Raw genomic sequence first — 19439 nt, 5'->3', positions numbered from 1 at the left:
CTCAGTTAACGCTCTTCGTGGATCAGGCTGCCGGTCAGGATGCAGAACACCCCCATAAGATCGGCATGGCGAATGGTGACTGCAGTCTGCTCATTCACCTTAGGTTTAGCATGGAACGCAATGCCCAGTGCTGCGGCTTTGATCATCAGCAGGTCATTGGCACCATCGCCGATCGCCACCGTCTGCTCCGGCGCGATGTTAAAACGCTGCGCCAGCTTTTTCAGGGTATCGGCTTTGTATTGTGCGTCGACAATCGGGCCCAGCACCTTGCCGGTCAGCTTGCCGTCGCGAATTTCAAGCTCATTGGCCGCCACCGCTGACAGGTGCAGCCTGTCGCGCAGGTATTCGGCATAGTAGGTAAAGCCGCCGGACGCGATAGCGACCTGCCAGCCCAGCGCCTGCAGTTTCTGCGTCAGCGTCGTCAGGCCTGGCATCAGCGGCAGGGCATCACGCACCTGCTTCAGGATATTGGCGTCTGCACCCTGCAGGGCCGCCACGCGCTCGCGCAGGCTGGCGGCGAAGTCGAGTTCACCACGCATCGCGCGCTCCGTCACGTCCGCCACCTGCTCGCCGCAGCCCGCCAGTTTTGCGATCTCGTCGATGCATTCGATCTGAATCGCGGTAGAGTCCATATCCATTACCAGCAGCCCTGGCGCTTTCAGCCACGGAATTTTACCCAGCGGCGCCACGTCCAGCCCGGCGTCGTGCGCCAGCTTGCTGGCAAAGGGCGTCAGCGATCCTGCCAGGCGAATCACCTGATACTCATCGACGTTCCAGGCGCTGACGATCACCATCGCGGCACCCAGCTGATGCTGATAATCGGTCAGGCGCTGTTTATCCAGCCCGCGGCCATACAGCAGCCAGCCGGTGCGGCCAGCGCGATAATCCAGCGGCATCACTTCATCACCGCTAAGAGAAAGGGGCAAACCCGGCCAGAGAGAGACATCGGCGGGAAGATCGCACCAGGTTAAACGATTTGGCATCACAGCTCCTGTAGGGACAACAAAACCACGCAAGAGGCTACCTTGTCTGCGCCGCTTCTGGCAACATAATCTCCAGGCTTTCTGTTGTGATATGACCCGGATGATTAATGGCTAAAACCGCACTGAAATTTCGCTTGCATCGAACCGTGATCGTGCTCATCTCGATGGCGCTGCTGGTCGTCCTGATGCAGGGCGCATCCTGGTTCAGTCTGGGTCATCAGATGGCGCGGTCTGAACAGGTCGAGGAGCTGGCGCATACCCTCACCAGTCAGGTGGCGTTCAGCCTTAAGCCGTTGATGGATAACAGCGAGAATAACCGTAATCAGATCGAAGCGATCCTGAACCAGATGACGGCGAACAGCCGTATTCTGGATGCGTCGGTCTACGACGGCGACGGCAGCCTGGTGGCCCACAGCGGTGAGAATATCAATGTCCGCGACCGGCTGGCGCTCGACGGGCAGCGTGCGGGCAGCTATTTCAACCATCAGATTGTGCAGCCGCTGGCCGGGAACGATGGTCCGCTGGGCTTTCTGCGCGTAACGCTCGACACCCATGTGCTGGTCACCGATTCGCATCAGGTCGATAACACCACCAATATTCTGCGCCTGATGATGCTGCTGGCGCTGGCCATCGGCATTATCCTCTCCCGCACCCTGCTGCGTCATCGCCGCACCCGCTGGCAGCAGTCGCCGTTTCTGCTGACCGCCAGTACGCCGGTGCAAGAGGATCGTGATGACGATGAAGAGAAGAAAGCGTAGCGCGCTGGCGCCGCGAATGCATTAAACAAAAAGGCCCGCGCTGCGGGCCTTTTTTGATCGGCAGGCGATCGCGGTGTGCGGCGTCAGTCAGCCGACCAGCAGCGCTTCCAGTTCGGCCAGCGATTTGACCTGCCAGGTCGGTTTGATATGGTCCGGCAGCGGTCGGGTGCCATGATCGAGCCAGCAGGTTTTCAGGCCCGCGTTCATGCCGCCCAGAATGTCCGATTCCGGGGTATCGCCCACCATCAGCACCCGCTGACGATCCGGATTGCCCAGCTGTTCCAGCGCATAATCAAAAATTGCTGCCGCCGGTTTGGGCACCCCGACCTGCTCAGAGATCACCAGCGCCGAGAAGTAGTCGCGGAAGCCGGTGCGCTCCAGGCGGATCTGCTGCAGCGCGGTAAAGCCATTGGTGATGATGCCCATTTTCACCCGCCCGTGCAGCCGATTCATCAGGCTGACCGCGCCCGGCAGCGGCGTGCAGATCTCGCCCATGGCGCTGAGAAAACCGCTGTTGAGGATCTCGGGGGCAACGCTGAGCTTTTCGCTCCAGTGGTTAAACCGCTGCGTCTGCAGCTGTAGCGCCGAAATCGTGCCGTTCTGGTAATCGACCCAGAGCGGTTTGTTTATCGCCTGATAATCGCTGTAATCCTGGTCGGTAAACTGCACATCGTAACCCGCGAACAGGCGCTGCAGCCCGGCGAAAGCGTCGAAATGAAAAAGGGTATCGTCTGCATCAAACAGGATGCAATCCCAGTGTTCTGACATGAAAGCTCCTTTATGCGGCTACAGCGTCAGCGCCATAAGAATGGCATCTTCACGGCCGCTGGCAGTGGGATAGTAGTCAGGGCGACGACTGACCTGATTGAAGCCAAGCTGCTCATAGAGCGCGATAGCGGGCAGGTTTGAGGCCCGCACTTCCAGCCACAGCGTCAGCACATCGCGTTTGATCAACGCCTCGATCAAATGCTGCAACAGCTGACGGCCTAATCCCCGACGCTGAAAAGCGGGATCGACCGCAATATTGAACAGGGAGGCTTCGTCGAGGACGACCTGGGTAATGGCAAAGGCGGCCATTTTGTCCCCGACGTCGAGTCGCAGATTGAGGAAGCGATCACCCTGATTGCTGGCAAAAGTCTGCTCACGCCAGGGAAACGCGTGGCTGCGGCACTCAATCGCAAAGGCTTCCGCCAGATCGTCAGGGGTGAGGAAAGAGATGGCTGTCATGGTTACACATCTGTTGCCAGAGCGCGCGTCTGGCGACGCCGCTGCTGATCAGTTCATTAAAAGAGGCGCTGCTTAGTGCCACGCCATTGAAGGTCTGTTCGCTTTCAACACCCAGCAGCCAGCCTGCGCAGTTCAGCGTTTCCGGCAGCATCTGCAGCTGATCCGGCGTAACGGTCATGACCTGTGCAGGTTGCAGATGGAGGGCATGCAGCACGTCGCGCATCAGCGGCTCATCCAGACCGGGGGGCACTTCAGCGACAATGATTAACTGCGTGTCCGGGGCCAGCGTGACGGCAATTTCGCCCTGAAGCACGCGCGGGCGGCGCAGTTGATACTGCGTAATTCCCATTTGCTGTAAAAGCCAGTCGCGCCTGGACGTCATGGTGTTACCTGTTCTGCTGCCTGATTGCGACGCTATGCTAGCAAACCCATCGAACATGCGCCAACAAAGCACTATAATCCCCGCTCAGATCTTACAGGAGCCCTACATGTCTGCTTTTTCCCCGGCCAGTGAAGTTATTCTGCGCCACAGTGATGAATTTACCGCCCGCCATGTCTTATTTGCTGGCGATCTGCAGGATGACCTGCCCGCTCAGCTGGAAACCGCCTCGTCGCGCGTTCACACCCAGCAATATCATCACTGGCAAAACCTGAGCCGCCGCATGGGCGAGCAGGCCCGTTACGGCATGGTGGCGCAGGCGGAAGATGTGCAGGGCTGCGATACGCTGATCTACTTCTGGACGAAAAATAAGCCGGAAGTGCAGTTCCAGCTGCAGAACCTGCTGTCCCTGCTGCCGGTGGGCTGCGACGTGTTCGTGGTCGGTGAAAACCGCAGCGGTGTGCGCAGCGCAGAAGGTATGCTGGCGTCGTGGGTGCAGCTGGAGAAGATCGACAGCGCCCGCCGCTGTGGGCTCTATCATGGCCGCCTCGATACCCAGCCTGCGTTTGATGTCAGCGCCTTTGGCGATCACTATCAGCTGGATAATCTGACCATCCACACCCTGCCGGGCGTCTTCAGCCGTGATGGCCTGGACAGCGGCAGCGCCCTGCTGCTTTCAACGTTTGCTCCGCACACCAAAGGTAAGGTGCTGGATATGGGCTGTGGCGCGGGCGTGATGGCCGCTTCGCTCTCTGCCGTTTCGCCTAAGGTCCGTCTGTGGCTGTGCGATGTGCACGCAGCGGCGATCGAAGCGAGTAAAGCGACGCTGGCCGCCAACGGCATTGAGGGCGAGGTCTTCGCCAGCAACGTCTTCTCTGACGTCACGGGCCGTTTCGATATGATTATCTCCAACCCGCCTTTCCATGAAGGGACACAGACCAGCCTCGATGCGGCTCAGGCGCTGATCCGGGGCGCGGTGAAGCATCTGAACACCGGCGGTGAGCTGCGTATCGTGGCAAATAGCTTCCTGCCCTATCCGCAGGTGCTGGATGAAACCTTCGGCAGCCACGAAGTGCTTGCACAGACCGGTCGCTTTAAAGTCTATCGTGCTGTTTATGGTCGTGGTGCGAAGGCACGCTAAGCGCTTTTTATCGCCACTCACCGTGCTGGCGGGCTGAAAACGTTGCTTTTTGCAGCGATCGTTTCAGCCCGACGAAATAGTTGTTGACGCAAAGAGTAAAATCTCTAGAATGCGCCTCCGTGGTTGTAACATTCTCAGAGTGTTACGGGTATGCGAAGGTGGCGGAATTGGTAGACGCGCTAGCTTCAGGTGTTAGTGTCTTAACGGACGTGAGGGTTCAAGTCCCTCTCTTCGCACCAAAATCACATGTTTCATATCGCGAGCACTGCGCGAAGGTGGCGGAATTGGTAGACGCGCTAGCTTCAGGTGTTAGTGTCTTAACGGACGTGAGGGTTCAAGTCCCTCTCTTCGCACCAATGCGGTGATATGAAAAGACAACTCGATGCGAAGGTGGCGGAATTGGTAGACGCGCTAGCTTCAGGTGTTAGTGTCTTAACGGACGTGAGGGTTCAAGTCCCTCTCTTCGCACCAACGTTGTCTAATCTTCAGGTCGTTTCCCGGCCACTCCTCTTCTCCCCTGTATTTCTGTTTCACTCTCTCCGCTTAGTTTGTTATTCATCGCCCTGTTACGGTTTTCAATCGCGCCACAGCATTAATGCAGCTGGAAATTTGCAGAGACGGCCGCGAGTCCCCCTGCTAACACCAGACACGACGGCAGCAGCAGGTAATGACGCAGACGCTGATTAAACAGCATCACGACGGTCAGCAGCAGCGCCACGGTCATCACCATCCGCCACTGACTGAAGCCGGGTTCCCATAATGCAAACAGCGGCAGCGCGATGCAGGGCAGCAACACGCCCCATGCACTATCCAGTTTCTTTCCCAGCGCCAGGCTGATGCCCCACAGACTGCAGGCCGCAACAATCGCTACTCCCATGACAGAAACCTCAAATGATAAGCATTCCCATTATCATAGAGCAGTTTTCGCCACTGTGCAGCCTGTTTTTGTTGGCGCCGCACCGAAGATGACAGACCAGTTGGAAAATGCTAGATTGCGGCCGATAACATTTTTAATAACAGCAATAATTATCTGACTGGCAGAAGCTATTCTGCCGGCTTGCGCTTTGATATTTCAGGGTCGCCGCGAGTATTTATAATGAAATTACAATCATATGAAGAGCTTAAACAGAGCAAATACCGGCTGTCGGTTATGCTTTTTCTGTTTCTTAATATCGCCATTTCACTCTTTTTTCTTCTGCCCGTAATTAACGTCGGAAAGAGTGATACGACGCTGCCGCTCATTTGTATCATGGCATTCAGCGGCATCATGCTAATAACCTATTTAATCTGGCCAAAAGCAAAACTTCCCCTGTTAAATCCCGCCGCGTTACTGCTCGGCGTGCTCTGGGCCTGGTACATTAATTATCGCTTTCATCAGATATTCTATTTTGATGGGGGCTTTCTTATTATCAGCTTAATCAGTCTGTTATTTATCAGTGCCATCGCCCTGAGTGATTATCTGGCGGCATTCTGGCTGCACGTTACCCCGCCGGTGCTGACTGTGGTGCTGCTCGACAATGCGCAACATCTGCCGCTGATTCTGCTGACCATTGCCCTGCCGTTAATCGGTTTTTCGCTTCAGCATCTGATGCGCCGACGCGCCGACAATTTTACCCTGCGCCTGATGCATCAGCTCTATGAAGAGAAAGAGACCTTCAGCGATCTCAGTATGCTCGACCCGCTGACCGGGCTCTATAATCGTCGTGGCCTGAAGAACCGGCTCGATAATATTCTGAAGAATCACGCGGGCAGCCACTATGTGCTGCTGCTGGATATCGATCACTTCAAAGCCTACAACGATAACTACGGGCATGCGATGGGTGACCAGGCGCTGGCGCGCGTCTCTGTCGCGATTCGTGATGCGGTGCGCTCACGCGATGTCGTCACCCGCTATGGCGGCGAAGAGTTTCTGGTGCTGATGACCAACGTCAACAGCTCGATTGCCCTGAAACTGGCTGAGCGCATCCGCCAGTACGTGGTGGATTTAGAAATTCCCCATCTTTTCAACGAAACCGTTTCGACCCACGTCACCATCAGCGCCGGCATCGCGCCCGTTTATGATGATGAATTTGATCAGGCCGTCGCCAATGCTGACAGCGCGCTCTACCTGGCTAAAAATCAGGGGCGGAATACTATCCTCGCCTGGGAAGATCTCCCACGGCAACCGCAACAGACCGCCAGCGAACCGACCTGATTACGCTGATTATAAAGAGGTGACGCCGCGACAGGCCCTGCCCTGTCCGTGCTGATCCCCCCGACTTCGCCTGCGCCTCTCTCCGCCAGCAGAAGATTTTTTGCGCGACTTGTAGAGTTAATCAATAACGATTATCATTTGCTTTCTTATCTACACGTTTCGCGAGTCGTCATGGCAACCGCTTCAGTTCAGGAACCGCGTTTTCGCGCTCAGTCGATGATCTTCCGGCAGAACGACCGTCCACTGGCGGAAAGTCTGCATGAGCAACTGCAACAGCAGCGTAGCTATCTGCTTGAATCAACAAAGTTCAGTCAGCCTGCGCCGCATGACACGCTGACCCTCGCCGCGTGGTCCCAGGCCGCCCGCTTTACCCCGCTTATCCAGCGCTACAGCGATTATCTTTATCGCGATCATCCCGATGCGGTACGGGAAGCGAAGCCGGTGCTGTCACTCTGGGCGCAATGGTATTTTGGTCTGCTGCTGCCGCCGCTGATGATGGCGCTGCTGCAGGAGTCGCGCGCACTGGACTGCTCGCCAGAGCATATCCGCGTCGGCTTCCATCAGCATGGCCATCCGGCGACGTTCTGGATCGATGTGCAGGAGGATGAGGAAGCGCGCTATCTGAACCCTCATCAGCGCATTGACCGGCTGATTCAGCAGCATCTTATTCCGGCGGTGAACGGGATCACGCAGCATGGCGACATCAACGCCCGTCTGATCTGGAATAACATGGGCTACTCATTCCAGTGGTTCCTGGGCGAGCTGAAAAGCCAGATCGATGAGGCGCAGGTACTGCAGCTGGAGCAGGCGCTGTTCTTCAGTCAGCGGCTGCTGGATGGCAGCGAGAACCCGCTCTACCGCACCATGATCCCGCGCAACGGTGAACTGGTTCGTCGCAGCTGCTGCCAGCGTTATCGTATCCCTGATGTCGAACAATGCGGCAACTGCACGCTGAGCGGTAACTAAACAGGGTTAATTCCCGCGAATTCTCCGTTTATCTCGTTTACAGGCACTGAGGCTTGTGGCAATTTTTACGCCTTCGATCAGCCTGGAGAAAAAGATGAGTCTGGAGTCCGTGCGCCAGTTCTTCGCCGAACACGCCCCTGAAATTGAAATTATTGAACTGGCCGGGAGCACCGCAACGGTCAGCATGGCTGCCCGCGCCCACGGCGTGACACCGGGAGAGATTGCCAAAACGCTGTCGCTGAAAGTGAAAAACGATGTGGTACTGATTGTGACGCGAGGCGATGCCCGACTGGATAATCGCAAGCTGAAAGCAGCACTCGGGGCGAAGGCACGAATGCTGAGCGTCGATGAGGTGATTAACTGGACCGGCCATCCGGTGGGCGGCGTCTGTCCATTTGGTCTGGAGAATCCGCTGACCGTCTACTGTGATGTTTCACTGCGCAGTTTCGACGAAGTTCTGCCCGCTGCGGGTGCAATCCACAGCGCCGTGCGCATCTCGCCCCAGCAGATGGCTGAACTGACAAACGCCCGCTGGATCGACGTCTGCGAAGTGATCTGACCCCGGATCTCGCCTGCCCTTTCTGCCTGCGAAATCATGCCGCTGACCGCCAGTTAACCTGAACGGACCAGCGGAACCGCGCCGTGGGCCGAAGCCCAATCCGGCGCAGCCCGCTGTCGGGTAAGCGCGCCCTGGCGGATCAGGCTTTCAGGCGTCTGAATGCCTCTTCGATGATCGACAGCAGCAGCGCGTTATCCACCCGATGCAGCACATGCACCGATGCGCCACACTGTTCAGGCACGCCCACCTTCAGCCGGAGCGGCTGCCGGTAACGCCAGCTTTTACCGCGCGTTGCACCCGGCCGCAGTTCGATATCGACCTGGTAATCAATGCCTGACGCGACGCGCTGATTCAGCAGCCAGGCGATCACCAGCGCATCGTGGATCCAGCATCCCGCAAGCTGCCGGGTCGCTATCGAATAGTCGATCCAGGGCCGCAACGTATCGCGCACAAAAGCGGTCAGCGGATGGTCCACTGCGGTCAGACGAGTCAGATCCTGCTGAGTGAGCAGCGTCTGTGTTGTGGCGTCCATCGGCACCAGCGTGACGGCCGCCCCGCTGTGCAGTACCTGATGCGCCGCCTCCGGGTCCAGACCAAAGTTGGTGTCTTTGATGTAATCATCCAGCGCAAATACGCCGCCCATAATCACAATCTCGGCGACCGATTCGGCCATCGCAGGATAACGCTGCATCGCCAGCGCCACGTTCGTCAGCGGGCCAATCGCGACCAGGGTAATCTCACCCGGATTATCACAAATCAGTCTGCCGATCGCGTCGGCGGCATCGAAGGCATCGGCCGTGAGCGCCGCTGGTTGCGGCACATCCTGCCAGAGTGAATTGAGCGCAAGCTGATTCACCCGGTTATCCAGCGTTTCCCGCCACGGCGCAGGATCTTCCTGCAGGGCTCGGGGCGCTCCCTGAACGACCGGAATGGTTAATCCCAGCCGGACAATCAGATCTTTGGCAACGCGCGCACCCACGTCACAGGGCGTATTACCGGCCACGGTGGTGATCAATTCCAGCGATAGTCCGGGTGAAGCTAAGGCCAGCGCAATCGCCAGCCCATCGTCGGTGTTGGCACCTGCAATCCCATTACCGGGATCGCAGTCAATAATGATTCTTTTCATGTTTTTATAATTTAACTCTGACTTTGCGGCTGACAGCCGCAGGATTCACCGATTTCAAGATAGTGTGGAAACTCCTTTAGCTGGGCTTCACTCTGCCCCTCTTTCAGCATATGAATAGCGGAGCGGGCCATCTCACGCAGAGGCTGGCGTACAGTGGTTAATGTCGGAACGTGAAATGATGAGTGATTAGTGCCGTTGAAGCATACCAGCGCCACATCCTGCGGCACCCGGATCTGATGTTCGGAAAAGGCGCGCAGCGCGCCAATCGCCTGCCCCTCATTGCTGGCAAACAGCGCCCGGGGCACGCAGCGTCGGGCGATCATGGTCTGAGCCGCGCCATATCCGCCCTGTGGGGTATAGCTGGCCGGAAACATCAGCGACTCATCGACGGGCAGACCGCGATCCGCCATGGCATCGCGCCAGCCCTGAATACGATCCTGCGCGTTAAGCATCTCTACCGGACCACTGATGATGCCGACCTGCTGATAACCGTGGCTCAGCAGATGTGCCGTTACCTGCCAGGCAGCCTGACGCTCATTAACCCGCAGCATATTGACGCCGGGCTGAGGCTCAACCCGCTCCAGCATGACCAGTGGCGTTCCGCTGGCTTTAATCAGATCGATATAAGGGTGGCGATCCACGCTGTTGTAAAACAGTCCATCGACCTGCCGATTCAGCAGCCCCTGAATCAATTCCAGTTCGCGCTTGCGATCGTCCCCGGCATCACCCAGTAGCATGACGTGACCGTGATTCATCGACTCCTGCAGCAGCATGTGCGCCATGGAAGCCACAAAAGGATTACCGATGTTAGGCACCACCAGACCAAAGGTTTTGGTGTTGCCGGAGGCCAGTGCGCGGGCAGCCGCATTGGGCCGGTAACCGGTCGCTTTTATCGCGTCCAGCACGCGCTGACGGGTCGCTTCGGCCACCGGGCGGGGTCCGTTATTAATGACATAACTGACGACTGCCACTGACGTGCCTGCCGCTTTCGCCACTTCACTGCGGGTCACTTTTCCCGTTAACGACTTAGGCACATCATATTCCTCCATAAAAAAAACAGGCCGCATTACACGGCCTGCTGCTTTTCACCCGATCCTGACAGATAGCCTGCACAGACGAATCTAGATGGCATCTTCAGGCAAATTGAGATTTCGCCCTCGGGTCTCAGGCGCCACAAAGGTGGTGAAGAATCCTATGGCGGCCATTCCCGAGAAATAGACCGCGACAGGCCACCAGTGGCCGGTATAAGAGAGCATAGCAGCGGCAATCAGCGGTGCTGTGCCACCCGATAAAATTGAGCCCAGCTCTTTGGCCACCGCCATTTTGGTATAGCGATGGTGCACGCCGAACATCTCAACACCCCAGGCCGCCTGTACACCAAAAATGCCCAGCGACGCCAGCGCCATGCCGACCACAATCACCGGGATCACCAGCATCGGCTCACGCGTGTCCAGCAACGTAAAGGCGGGCCAGGCGTAGGCCATCAGTAACAGACAGAACACCCGATAGACGATCCGGCGACCAAAGCGATCCGAGAGCCAGCCCGCAAAAGGAATGATCAGGAAGCCCAGCAGGGACGCCAGAAACACAGCGGTAGTCGGCACAGACTTATCGACCAGCAGCACCTTCGCGACGTAACCCACAATAAAGCCCTGCGCCAGATAAGAGGGGCCGTTTTCTCCGATGCGCAGTCCAACCATGGTCCAGAACGCACGGGTGCGCTGAAAGAAGGGCCGCTCATCGATCAGCGGCGCGGCCAGTACGCCCGCACGTTCCGCTTCCATCTCCGCTTTTCTGCGCTCAAACACGGGCGTTTCGCGCAGATGACGCCGGATCCACAACGCAACCAGCGCAATCAGGGCGCTGCTGAGGAAAGGAATACGCCAGCCCCACTCCAGCAGGCTCTGCTGATCCATCTGTACCACCAGCAGCCAGACCAGAGAAGCCAGCAGCGTGCCGCTGTTGGAACCCAGCGCAATCACGGATGAGACCAGCCCGCGGCGCGCGGTCGGCGCATATTCGCCCAGCATCACCGTTCCGCCGGAGAGCTCTGCGCCCGCGCCGAACCCCTGTGTAAAGCGCAGCAGCACCAGACAGGCGGGCGCCCAGACGCCGATGGTGGCATAACCCGGGATTAAGCCGATAAAGGTGGTGGAAGCGCCCATCAGAATGATGGTCGTGATCATCACCACCTTGCGTCCCTTGCGGTCACCGAGCCAGCCGAAAAAGAGGGCGCCGATGGGCCGGGCCACAAATCCCACTGACCAGGTGGCAAAGCTCGAGAGCAGCGCCATCGCGGGTGTCGATTCCGGAAAGAAAACATCGCCAAAGATAATACCGGCAGCCAGCCCATAGAGCGCAAAATCTGCGTACTCCATCGCCGTGCCCAGCCAGCATGAGAATGTGGCACGCCAGAAATCTTTGCGGCCAGAAGAGGTATTAAACCGCTCATCGGCGGCTGAAGGTGATGACAGTGATGTCTGCTGCTTAACGGAGTCGTGTGCCGTCATAATCCTATCCCTGAATGCGTATGCAGATCGATAAACGCCCCTCCCTGGGTCGATTCCCTTATCAAAGCGGAATTCCCCCGGCAGTGACGTTCAGTTGACTAACCATGATGAAAGGTTAAAGGATCCCCTGGTGTTGGAATCGTATTCATCGTTCTGCCCCGCCGATCTATTTTTGACCGGTCGCTTAAACTGAACGAATGTAACTTAACAATCAATGGCGCCGACTGTGCATCATGCACCGTGAGCAATCACTGGGGAGCCAGTGTATCTACGCGCGTAGATAAATCAAGAGATTTGGTCGAAAATTGTTAGTAAAATTTCACTATCACTTTCCGTCACCACATATTTTTATCGCAAATTCAGCCAGTTAACTACGCCGAATCGCATAAAAAAAGATCACTCCCGGCAGCAAGTTACCATTTTCGCTAATCATTAAGCGGCAGAAGGCAGGCGAGGCGCCTTTCATCGCGTTCTGTTGTCGCACAGGTTTGTGACCCTGAGATGACACATCACGTTTATTCTGAAAAGTCGGTGTAAGGAGGGACAATGCGTTACCCTGAGCAAAAAGCCGGACAGAGATGCGATGACAATTATTCTGATGCGACACGGTAAACCCGATCACCAGGCAACGGGCCGCCAGAGTGTACAGGCGCTGGCAGACTGGTGCGAAGCCTATGATCAGTCACAGGTTACGGATGGCCCGCCACCGCGTAGCCTGGCCATTGCACGTCAGGCTACGGTGGTAGTCTGTAGTCCCCTGCCCCGCGCGCAGTCTTCCCTGAGACAGCTCGGGCTGCAGCCGCATGAGATTGATGCGCTGTTCAGCGAAGTCGCTGTCCCTCTGCTGCGAAGCGGCGCGCTGGAACTGCCCACGGTATGCTGGCTGGCCCTGCTGCGCCTGTTATGGCTCTGCGGCTATGCGGGTGAAGCGGAGTCACTGCAACATGCCCGCAGCCGGGCCTCGGCAGCGGCCGAGAAGCTGATTGCGCACTCGCAGCGGGGCACGGTATTGCTGCTGGGCCACGGCATCATGAACAAGATGATCGCGCGTGAATTACGCAAGCGCGGCTGGCAGGCAGAGAAGCATGCCAGCAGTCGTCACTGGAGCTCCGCCATCTATCATCGGCCGTTTATCTGACCGCGCGGAAAATAGCCCAGTACCTCACAGCCGGTGCCGACACGCGGCGTGGCAATCACTTTACGCTGCGCCAGATCGATCACGCTCAGCGTGCCATCGCCCTGATTGGCAATCAGCAGCTGCTGCCTGTCGGGAGTGAAGCATCCATCCATCGGCATGCGGCCCGTGCTGATATCACCGAGTGGATTCAGCAGATCGTCAAACAGCGTCACCAGCGGCTCCTGGTCGCCTATCGCCACCAGCTGCTCCCCGTCTGCACTGAAGCGCACCACCTGGCAGGGCTGCTGATGGCCCGGCAGCGTCAGGCGCTGGCGGATACGGTGGCTTTGCCGGTCAATCACGTAGAGCAGTGGCGCATCGGCCGCGCTGGCAACCAGATAGGGGTGTTTTGGCGAGGCGGCGATGCCCGCGATCGGGCCGGGCAGCAGGATGGTATCGATGACCCGCCCCTCTGCTTCACAGAGATCCACCACGGTGATGGTCGCATCCTCTTCGTTATCGGTGAACAGTTTGCGCCCGCTGGGTGACAGCGTCAGACGATGGGCGTTGTGCGAAGGGATGGGAATCACTTTTTCCACGCTGTCGGTCAGCGGATCGATCACCGCGACGGCGGCGCTCTGCTCACAGCAGAGATAGACTTTGCCATCCCGTCCCAGCTGTCCGCTGTGCGGGGCCCGCAGCGGCGACAGATCGATAAAGCCACTGATCGCCCGATGCTGTAAATCGATAATCGCGATCTTATGCCCCGGATGCGGATTATTGCCGTGAACGCCGTCACCATAGATCGGCACATAGGCTTTTCCCCACGGCGCCAGCATCAGCAGTTCATGGGGGCGTGGCGGAAACGCGTTCAGTTCCCGCTCGACAGCGAACGTCTCCGGATTCAGGAACAGGACGCGATTGCCCTGCTTATCAACCGCCAGTAAACCATAGGATTCACTCTGCATGCGTGCTCCTTTCTCAGTAAGTTCTTCTTAAGCGTAGACAATCCTCTCCGGTGCTGTCCGGTTCTGCCTACTGATGAGCCAGGCTTACGCCCCGTTTTAAGGCCAATAGTGACCTGAGTCGCACGCCTGCCCGCTATTTATCCCGCACGCATCGCATAATCTTCAGATATTCCTTAAACCCGATGCCCGCGCCATTTTAATAAACGATTAATTCTGTCGATATTATTATTCGCAAATGGTGACCGGATTAATTCCGTATTATCCTAAAGTCAAAAAAAGAGATAGCTAATGCGTAAATAATGTTTTATTAAAAAGATGCAGTGCAATTAATCCGCCGTGAGGAAACTATCGCGCGCTTCCGCACTGCGTCGCCACCAGGGAAAACTCTTCAACACTTCCCGTACTCAACGGGCTTGCAGCCGGTCTGCAACCCCGCACGTCTGCGCCTCTGGCGGAACAGACAGAGCCTGCACGATAACGGGAAAATAAAAATAACAGGTGTACCATGACTTCACATCGTCAGCGTCCGGCACATAAAATCTGGCGCAACTGGAAAAGAATATCGTTCAGTAGCCAGATGCTATGGAATAAAAAACAGCAGAGCCGCCTTCAGGCTCCGGAATATGATCCGGGGCAGGAAAATAATGTGATATTAGTCACTCAGCAGAAAGCATTGCCGGCAATCTCCAGAATTGTCTGGATGGTATGGCATCACGATCGCCTGCCTGCCTCAATGGCACTGAACATCCGTAATATCCGGCGGGACAACCCGGACCACCAGGTCTATCTGGTGACTCCGCGTACCCTGTCGCAATGGTTGCCCGACTTTAACCTGATCTCTTCCGATCTGACGCTGGCCCATAAAAGTGACATCATCCGGCTGGAGCTGATCCATCGCTACGGTGGCATCGGCATTGATTGCAGCACCCTGCTGTTTGAGGATCTCGCCTGGGTACATCGCGCGCACGAAGCGCGTCCGATGGATCTGATCGGCTACTACCGCGAGCAATCCACGATGAACCTGCTGGCACCCGTTATCGAGAGCTGGTTTATTGCCGCACCCGCGCAGAATCCTTTTATTCGTGAATGGCTGAAGCAGCTGGCACCGGTCAAAAACATCGGTATCCGTAACTATCTTCATGAGCTGAAGAAGCGCGACGACTTTCCACTGATTGTGCAGAATATGGATAACCCATCCCGCCAGCTGCTGGCACTGGCGCAGCAGGTCGCGATGCGGGAAGAGCGGCGGGCCAACCTCTATCTGCGGAAAGGAGAAGCCAGCGCCTGGTATTATCAGCGTCTGCATGGCGACAACAGCAGCGCCTTTGCCCGGTCGGTGATGTTTCACCAGCGGCCGCAGACGCCCCCCCGATTATCAAATTAACCGGCAACGAGCGGCTGCATCTCGACTTCAATCTGCGCCTCGGCCTGTATAACCGCAGCAGCCTGATTGGGGAGATGATGCAGACCACCCCCTCTGCGCTGGCATTGCCGTCAATGACCAAAGCGCGCGCGTAGCCAGTGCGTCAGGGTGGTGACTGCACGCGGCACCTGCGCCGCCCAGGGCCGCACAATCCACAGACGGGTCGCAAAGGCCTCCACTGGCTGCCATTCGGGCAGCACCCGTCGCAGGCTTCCCGCCGCCAGCGCCTCACGGGCGCTGAAATCGGGCAGCATGGCGATCCCCAGCCCTTGTAGTGCGGCATCGCGGATCGACTCACTATTGTTGGTGGCGAAGCTGCCCTCGATCTGCACCTGCATCGGCTCGCTCTCCGCAGGCGTGATAAACCGCCAGCGCGGTGACTCCACGCCTCGCGGATAGTAAAGGCAGTTATGCTGTACCAGATCCTGTGGGCGCTGCGGTTCGCCCTGTGCCCTGAGATAGGCGGGAGACGCCACCAGCAGCGTCTGCGTATCACACAGCGGCAGCGCCACATGGGTTTCCGGCAGCGTGTCGCTGTGCCGGATCGCCAGGTCAAATCCCTCATGACTCAGCGACACAAGACGGTCTGTCACATCCAGCTGCAGACGGACCTGCGGATAGTCCCGCAGAAACTCACCGATAAGCGGCACCAGCTGCTGACGGGCAAAGGCCACCGGCGCGGTCATACGCACCAGGCCACGCACCGGCCCCGCCTCGTCACGCACGCTGAAAAAGCTCTGTTCGATGCGGGTAAAGGGATCGCGTAACTCCTCCACCAGCTTCTCGCCCGCCGACGTCAGCCGTACGCTGCGCGTGGTGCGTTGCACCAGCAGCACACCGGCCTGCGCCTCCAGCTCTTTGATTTTCTGACTCATCGCCGCTTTACTGACGCCAAGCCGCTCAGCCGCCCGGGTAAAACTGCCCTGGTCCGCCAGCACGGTCAGCCAGTGCAGGTGCTCCCACAGCGTATCGGTTTTCATCTCTTTCATCATTGTTCACTATAATGAATAATCAATTCAGGCTACGCGCTTTTTCCCGCCGCATAAAGTGTTCATCATAGGGTGCTTAACCCCTATGAGGAATCTGCCATGCCACTGCTGCAATTTGATGTGATTGAAGGTCGTTCGGAATCAGAACTGCGAACGCTGCTGGATGCGGCACACCGCGCCGTCCTCACCGCCTTTAACGTGCCGGCACGCGATCGCTACCAGATTGTTCAGGAAAACAAGCGGTATCAGATGGTTTTTCAGGATACCGGTCTGGGATTCAGCCGCAGCGACAATCTGGTCATGGTCCGGGTCTACACCAGCCCGCGCAGCACCGAACAGAAACAGCACTTTATGGCCGAACTGGCGCGGGAGCTGCGTGAGCATTGTGGTGTTCAGGGCAATGACCTGATGATCAGCTTTATTACCAATGACAAAGGTGACTGGAGTTTTGCCGATGGCGAAGCGCAGTATCTCACCGGTAAACTCTGAAAAGCATCCCGGTCGCGGCGAGTCTGACGGTGCGCGCCAGCCACCGTCACGCCTGATAACCTCTCTTCTGATATGACCCTCAGTTAATCTGTTCATCACCGCACAAATCGGACCGGATATGTTGCAGCCCGATGACAGCCAATATAGATTGTCGAAAAACCATCCCACGAAGATGGTCGGTTGCGCGACGCCTCGCGTGCCCTTGTAGAGAGAGGATTTGCCGTTGTCCGAATTGGTGTCCGTGGCGTTATTTCTGGCCGCTATTGCAATCTATTCCTGTAAAGCCGGGCGTAACAAATTCTGGTTTGTGCTTGTTCTGATTCTGCTGGTGCTTTTCGTGGTGCTGAATGCCACGCTGTATGCCAGCAACTATTTCACCGGTGACGGCATTAACGATGCGGTGCTCTATACCCTTACCAACAGTCTGACCGGCGCGGGCGTCAGTAAATATGTGGTGCCGGCGATTGGCCTGATCATCGTGCTTTTCCTGCTATTCTGCCTGCTGTCGTGGATCCTGCGGCGGCGCAGGCGTCCGCATCATTTAGGCTGGTCGCTGCTGGCAGCGGCCTGCGCGCTGGGTTCAGTTCAGACGACGCCGGCCTTTCGTCAGGTCGCGACACTGGTGGTGTCGCACACTCAGCTGGCCGATTCTGACTTCGATAACTTCTATAAAGTGCCGCGCAATCACATTGAAAATCCGCATCTCAATGTGGTTTACATCTACGGTGAGAGCCTGGAGCGCACCTATTTCGACGCCACCGCTTTCCCGGGTTTAGCGCCGGAACTGAGCCGTCAGAAAGAGCAGAGCATCGACTTCAGCCAGACCGAACAGCTGCCGGGCACCGATTACACGATTGCGGGCATGGTCGCCTCGCAGTGCGGTATCCCGCTCTTTGCGCCGTTTGACGGCAACGCGTCGGCCTCGCTGTCCAGCTTCTACCCGCAAAATGTCTGCCTGGGCGACATCCTGAAAAAGTCAGGTTACGAAAACTGGTTTATTCAGGGGGCCGATCTGCGCTTTGCCGGTAAGGATGTTTTTCTGAAATCTCACGGCTTTGATCCCAAAAACCTCTATGGTTCGCAGGAGCTGAAAAGTCGCGTCGCCGATCCGACCTACCGCAATAACTGGGGCTATTACGACGATACGGTGCTGGACGAAGTCTTTGAGAAGTATCAGGAACTTTCTCAGGCGGGCAAACCTTTCGCCCTGTTTACGCTGACCGTCGATACCCACCATCCCGATGGATTTATCTCGCGCAGTTGTGAGCGCAGGAGCTACAGCATGGAGGGCAAACCCAATCAGTCCTTTAGTGCCGTCACCTGCTCACAGGAACATGTGGCGCGTCTGATTTCGCGCATCAAAGCGTCGCCGTGGTTCCGCAATACCGTGATTGTGGTGAGCTCGGACCATCTGGCCATGAACAATACGGCGCATCCCTGGCTGATTAAGCAGCCGCGCCGCAACCTGTTTATGGTGATCCGGGGTGACAAGCCGCAGGCGGAACTGATGGAGGCAAAGCGCAGCACGCTGGATAACGGCGCTACGCTGCTGGATATTCTGGGCGGCGACAATGCGATTGGCCTGGGTCGCAGCAGCCTCTCTTCGCTTTCGCTCTCAACCCAGTTTGATGACATGAAGAGCAAGGTGTTGAGCTGGAAGCCCGATATTATTCAGCTGTGGAACTTCCCGAAGAAGATGGACACCTTCACGATAGATAAGGCGAAGAATGTCTTCAGCTTTTCCGGGACCACCTTTAAATTGCCGATCCTGTTCCGCATCAGTGATAAACACGTTGAGCCGATGCCAGAGGGCGAATACTCCGCCCCACTGCGCTATCAGCTCGCCGATTTTGCTCTCGATGATAAATTCGTCTGGGTGGATCGCTGCTTTAAGATGGCGCGCCTCTGGCAGCCTTCGCTGGCGCTCTCCAGCGATCTCTGTATAGCGATGGGGCAGACCGGCGGTACGCCATCGGTGACGCTCGTCGATAAACCGCAGTGGAAAGGAAAAGTGCAGTTCCCTGAAGGACCCGTCACCGAAGCGCGCTACCAGCAGAATCTGGCGCAGATCAGGGTGGAAGATAACAATATTCGTTACAGCGCCGACAGCTTCAGGCTCAACGTGCCGGGCGCACCGGAGAGTGTGAAAAGCTTCAGCGGCATCTCCCGGCCTGAGAGCTGGGGTCGCTGGTCCAATGCCAATCTCGCGCCAGAGGTACGGATCGACTATGTCGATGCGCTGCCAGCGAAGTTCGATCTGGTGATCACCGCACGCGCCTGGGGCGCTAACGCGCATCGGGCGATTCCGGTTCGGGTCGGCGATCAGGAGCAGCTGCTGTCGCTGGGCGAAGAGATATCCACCCATACCCTGCATTTTGACAATCCCGGTGCCAGTCATCGCCTGGTGATTGCTCCGCCGGAACCGCAACTGAGTAATACCGGTAATATCACGGGTCAGGATCCCCGCAAACTCGGCATTGGTATGGTCGAAATTAAAATCGTACCCCAGCCTTAACCCCTTTTTCCGCTTCACGCCTCTGCGAAAGATCGCAGAGGCGTCATCCTTTTCCTGCCGCAAAATATTGCGAAGCGCGCCGCACGACAATGCAC

At 57.2% G+C, this 19439-nt stretch carries 18 protein-coding genes, 3 tRNA genes and 1 pseudogene; 12 read left to right on the top strand and 10 right to left on the bottom strand.

Translation table 11 applies throughout. The annotated features are described in order from the left end of the window. Window positions 1-5: 5 nt before the first annotated feature. Window positions 6-983 carry a phosphoserine phosphatase gene (gene serB, locus AB1748_RS04495; RefSeq protein WP_367396057.1) on the bottom strand — a complete coding sequence of 326 codons (978 nt, stop codon included), beginning with the start codon at window positions 981-983 and terminating at the stop codon, window positions 6-8. Window positions 984-1090: 107 nt separating this feature from the next. Here serB and AB1748_RS04490 point away from each other — a divergent pair, with 107 nt between their 5' ends. Then, on the top strand, window positions 1091-1741 hold the full coding sequence (locus AB1748_RS04490) for a YtjB family periplasmic protein (RefSeq protein ID WP_111138477.1): 651 nt from the start codon (window positions 1091-1093) through the stop codon (window positions 1739-1741). Between the two features lie 87 nt (window positions 1742-1828). Here AB1748_RS04490 and yjjG read toward each other — a convergent pair whose 3' ends face one another. Genes yjjG through AB1748_RS04475 form a run of 3 tightly spaced genes read right to left on the bottom strand, consistent with a single transcriptional unit; the run spans window position 1829 to window position 3350 of the window. After that, window positions 1829-2509, bottom strand: a complete 681-nt coding sequence (gene yjjG / locus AB1748_RS04485; RefSeq protein WP_293774664.1) for a pyrimidine 5'-nucleotidase — start codon at window positions 2507-2509, stop codon at window positions 1829-1831. A gap of 18 nt (window positions 2510-2527) precedes the next feature. After that, on the bottom strand, window positions 2528-2968 hold the full coding sequence (gene rimI / locus AB1748_RS04480; RefSeq protein ID WP_111138479.1) for a ribosomal protein S18-alanine N-acetyltransferase: 441 nt from the start codon (window positions 2966-2968) through the stop codon (window positions 2528-2530). Beyond that, on the bottom strand, window positions 2940-3350 hold the full coding sequence (locus AB1748_RS04475) for a DNA polymerase III subunit psi (protein ID WP_111138480.1): 411 nt from the start codon (window positions 3348-3350) through the stop codon (window positions 2940-2942). The genes rimI and AB1748_RS04475 overlap by 29 nt, the downstream gene beginning before the upstream one ends. 106 nt (window positions 3351-3456) lie before the next feature. Between AB1748_RS04475 and rsmC the strand changes: the two genes are divergently transcribed. The 4 genes from rsmC (at window position 3457) to AB1748_RS04455 (ending at window position 4959) form a co-directional block, all read left to right on the top strand. Beyond that, the gene (gene rsmC / locus AB1748_RS04470; RefSeq protein ID WP_111138481.1) at window positions 3457-4488 is read left to right on the top strand and encodes a 16S rRNA (guanine(1207)-N(2))-methyltransferase RsmC; all 1032 of its coding nucleotides are present in this window, start codon (window positions 3457-3459) and stop codon (window positions 4486-4488) included. Window positions 4489-4640: 152 nt separating this feature from the next. After that, window positions 4641-4727: transfer RNA gene (locus AB1748_RS04465), tRNA-Leu, on the top strand. A gap of 30 nt (window positions 4728-4757) precedes the next feature. After that, window positions 4758-4844 (top strand) — tRNA-Leu (locus tag AB1748_RS04460). Window positions 4845-4872: 28 nt separating this feature from the next. After that, a tRNA-Leu gene (locus tag AB1748_RS04455) sits at window positions 4873-4959 on the top strand. A gap of 121 nt (window positions 4960-5080) precedes the next feature. Here AB1748_RS04455 and AB1748_RS04450 read toward each other — a convergent pair. Beyond that, window positions 5081-5365: a DUF1435 domain-containing protein gene (locus tag AB1748_RS04450; protein ID WP_111138482.1), complete on the bottom strand. Its 285-nt coding sequence runs from the start codon at window positions 5363-5365 to the stop codon at window positions 5081-5083. A gap of 219 nt (window positions 5366-5584) precedes the next feature. Here AB1748_RS04450 and AB1748_RS04445 point away from each other — a divergent pair, with 219 nt between their 5' ends. The 3 genes from AB1748_RS04445 (at window position 5585) to AB1748_RS04435 (ending at window position 8207) form a co-directional block, all read left to right on the top strand. After that, window positions 5585-6682, top strand: a complete 1098-nt coding sequence (locus AB1748_RS04445) for a GGDEF domain-containing protein (protein WP_367396056.1) — start codon at window positions 5585-5587, stop codon at window positions 6680-6682. A 171-nt stretch (window positions 6683-6853) separates the two neighbouring features. Continuing rightward, window positions 6854-7648 carry a siderophore-iron reductase FhuF gene (gene fhuF / locus AB1748_RS04440; RefSeq protein ID WP_111138484.1) on the top strand — a complete coding sequence of 265 codons (795 nt, stop codon included), beginning with the start codon at window positions 6854-6856 and terminating at the stop codon, window positions 7646-7648. A gap of 94 nt (window positions 7649-7742) precedes the next feature. Next, window positions 7743-8207: a YbaK/EbsC family protein gene (locus AB1748_RS04435; RefSeq protein ID WP_111138554.1), complete on the top strand. Its 465-nt coding sequence runs from the start codon at window positions 7743-7745 to the stop codon at window positions 8205-8207. A 139-nt stretch (window positions 8208-8346) separates the two neighbouring features. Here the strand turns inward: AB1748_RS04435 and AB1748_RS04430 are convergent, their stop codons facing one another. The 3 genes from AB1748_RS04430 to AB1748_RS04420 all read right to left on the bottom strand — a co-directional run bounded on the left by AB1748_RS04430 (window position 8347) and on the right by AB1748_RS04420 (window position 11843). Next, window positions 8347-9333 carry a nucleoside hydrolase gene (locus AB1748_RS04430; protein ID WP_367396055.1) on the bottom strand — a complete coding sequence of 329 codons (987 nt, stop codon included), beginning with the start codon at window positions 9331-9333 and terminating at the stop codon, window positions 8347-8349. Between the two features lie 11 nt (window positions 9334-9344). Next, the gene (locus AB1748_RS04425) at window positions 9345-10367 is read right to left on the bottom strand and encodes a LacI family DNA-binding transcriptional regulator (protein ID WP_111138555.1); all 1023 of its coding nucleotides are present in this window, start codon (window positions 10365-10367) and stop codon (window positions 9345-9347) included. Window positions 10368-10454: 87 nt separating this feature from the next. Then, window positions 10455-11843, bottom strand: coding sequence for an MFS transporter (locus tag AB1748_RS04420; protein WP_111138486.1), 1389 nt, complete (start codon window positions 11841-11843; stop codon window positions 10455-10457). A 583-nt stretch (window positions 11844-12426) separates the two neighbouring features. Here AB1748_RS04420 and AB1748_RS04415 point away from each other — a divergent pair. After that, window positions 12427-12981, top strand: a complete 555-nt coding sequence (locus AB1748_RS04415; protein ID WP_111138487.1) for a histidine phosphatase family protein — start codon at window positions 12427-12429, stop codon at window positions 12979-12981. Here AB1748_RS04415 and AB1748_RS04410 read toward each other — a convergent pair. Then, the gene (locus AB1748_RS04410; protein ID WP_111138488.1) at window positions 12963-13928 is read right to left on the bottom strand and encodes a WD40 repeat domain-containing protein; all 966 of its coding nucleotides are present in this window, start codon (window positions 13926-13928) and stop codon (window positions 12963-12965) included. The two genes, AB1748_RS04415 and AB1748_RS04410, sit on opposite strands and share 19 nt — an antisense overlap. 505 nt (window positions 13929-14433) lie before the next feature. On the opposite strand from AB1748_RS04410, the pseudogene AB1748_RS04405 reads away from it, so the two are divergent. Further along, a pseudogene (locus AB1748_RS04405) lies at window positions 14434-15446 on the top strand (glycosyltransferase family 32 protein). On the opposite strand, the gene AB1748_RS04400 reads toward AB1748_RS04405, so the two are convergent. Then, window positions 15423-16340, bottom strand: a complete 918-nt coding sequence (locus AB1748_RS04400) for a LysR family transcriptional regulator (protein ID WP_111138556.1) — start codon at window positions 16338-16340, stop codon at window positions 15423-15425. The pseudogene AB1748_RS04405 and the gene AB1748_RS04400 overlap by 24 nt on opposite strands. A gap of 99 nt (window positions 16341-16439) precedes the next feature. On the opposite strand from AB1748_RS04400, the gene AB1748_RS04395 reads away from it, so the two are divergent. Beyond that, window positions 16440-16829, top strand: a complete 390-nt coding sequence (locus tag AB1748_RS04395) for a tautomerase family protein (protein WP_111138490.1) — start codon at window positions 16440-16442, stop codon at window positions 16827-16829. Between the two features lie 223 nt (window positions 16830-17052). Further along, window positions 17053-19344 carry a phosphatidylglycerol--membrane-oligosaccharide glycerophosphotransferase gene (opgB, locus tag AB1748_RS04390; RefSeq protein WP_367396054.1) on the top strand — a complete coding sequence of 764 codons (2292 nt, stop codon included), beginning with the start codon at window positions 17053-17055 and terminating at the stop codon, window positions 19342-19344. Window positions 19345-19439: the final 95 nt, after the last annotated feature.

It is taken from the genome of Pantoea sp. Ep11b, assembly GCF_040783975.1.
Lineage (GTDB): Bacteria > Pseudomonadota > Gammaproteobacteria > Enterobacterales > Enterobacteriaceae > Pantoea.
This window is presented reverse-complemented; position numbering and strand designations above follow the sequence as displayed.

Coding starts and splice junctions, on each gene's coding strand:
- serB (WP_367396057.1), bottom strand. CDS start 983: ATGCCAAATCGTTTAACCTGGTGCGATCTTCCCGCCGATGTCTCTCTC.
- AB1748_RS04490 (WP_111138477.1), top strand. CDS start 1,091: ATGGCTAAAACCGCACTGAAATTTCGCTTGCATCGAACCGTGATCGTG.
- yjjG (WP_293774664.1), bottom strand. CDS start 2,509: ATGTCAGAACACTGGGATTGCATCCTGTTTGATGCAGACGATACCCTT.
- rimI (WP_111138479.1), bottom strand. CDS start 2,968: ATGACAGCCATCTCTTTCCTCACCCCTGACGATCTGGCGGAAGCCTTT.
- AB1748_RS04475 (WP_111138480.1), bottom strand. CDS start 3,350: ATGACGTCCAGGCGCGACTGGCTTTTACAGCAAATGGGAATTACGCAG.
- rsmC (WP_111138481.1), top strand. CDS start 3,457: ATGTCTGCTTTTTCCCCGGCCAGTGAAGTTATTCTGCGCCACAGTGAT.
- AB1748_RS04450 (WP_111138482.1), bottom strand. CDS start 5,365: ATGGGAGTAGCGATTGTTGCGGCCTGCAGTCTGTGGGGCATCAGCCTG.
- AB1748_RS04445 (WP_367396056.1), top strand. CDS start 5,585: ATGAAATTACAATCATATGAAGAGCTTAAACAGAGCAAATACCGGCTG.
- fhuF (WP_111138484.1), top strand. CDS start 6,854: ATGGCAACCGCTTCAGTTCAGGAACCGCGTTTTCGCGCTCAGTCGATG.
- AB1748_RS04435 (WP_111138554.1), top strand. CDS start 7,743: ATGAGTCTGGAGTCCGTGCGCCAGTTCTTCGCCGAACACGCCCCTGAA.
- AB1748_RS04430 (WP_367396055.1), bottom strand. CDS start 9,333: ATGAAAAGAATCATTATTGACTGCGATCCCGGTAATGGGATTGCAGGT.
- AB1748_RS04420 (WP_111138486.1), bottom strand. CDS start 11,843: ATGACGGCACACGACTCCGTTAAGCAGCAGACATCACTGTCATCACCT.
- AB1748_RS04415 (WP_111138487.1), top strand. CDS start 12,427: ATGACAATTATTCTGATGCGACACGGTAAACCCGATCACCAGGCAACG.
- AB1748_RS04410 (WP_111138488.1), bottom strand. CDS start 13,928: ATGCAGAGTGAATCCTATGGTTTACTGGCGGTTGATAAGCAGGGCAAT.
- AB1748_RS04400 (WP_111138556.1), bottom strand. CDS start 16,340: ATGAAAGAGATGAAAACCGATACGCTGTGGGAGCACCTGCACTGGCTG.
- AB1748_RS04395 (WP_111138490.1), top strand. CDS start 16,440: ATGCCACTGCTGCAATTTGATGTGATTGAAGGTCGTTCGGAATCAGAA.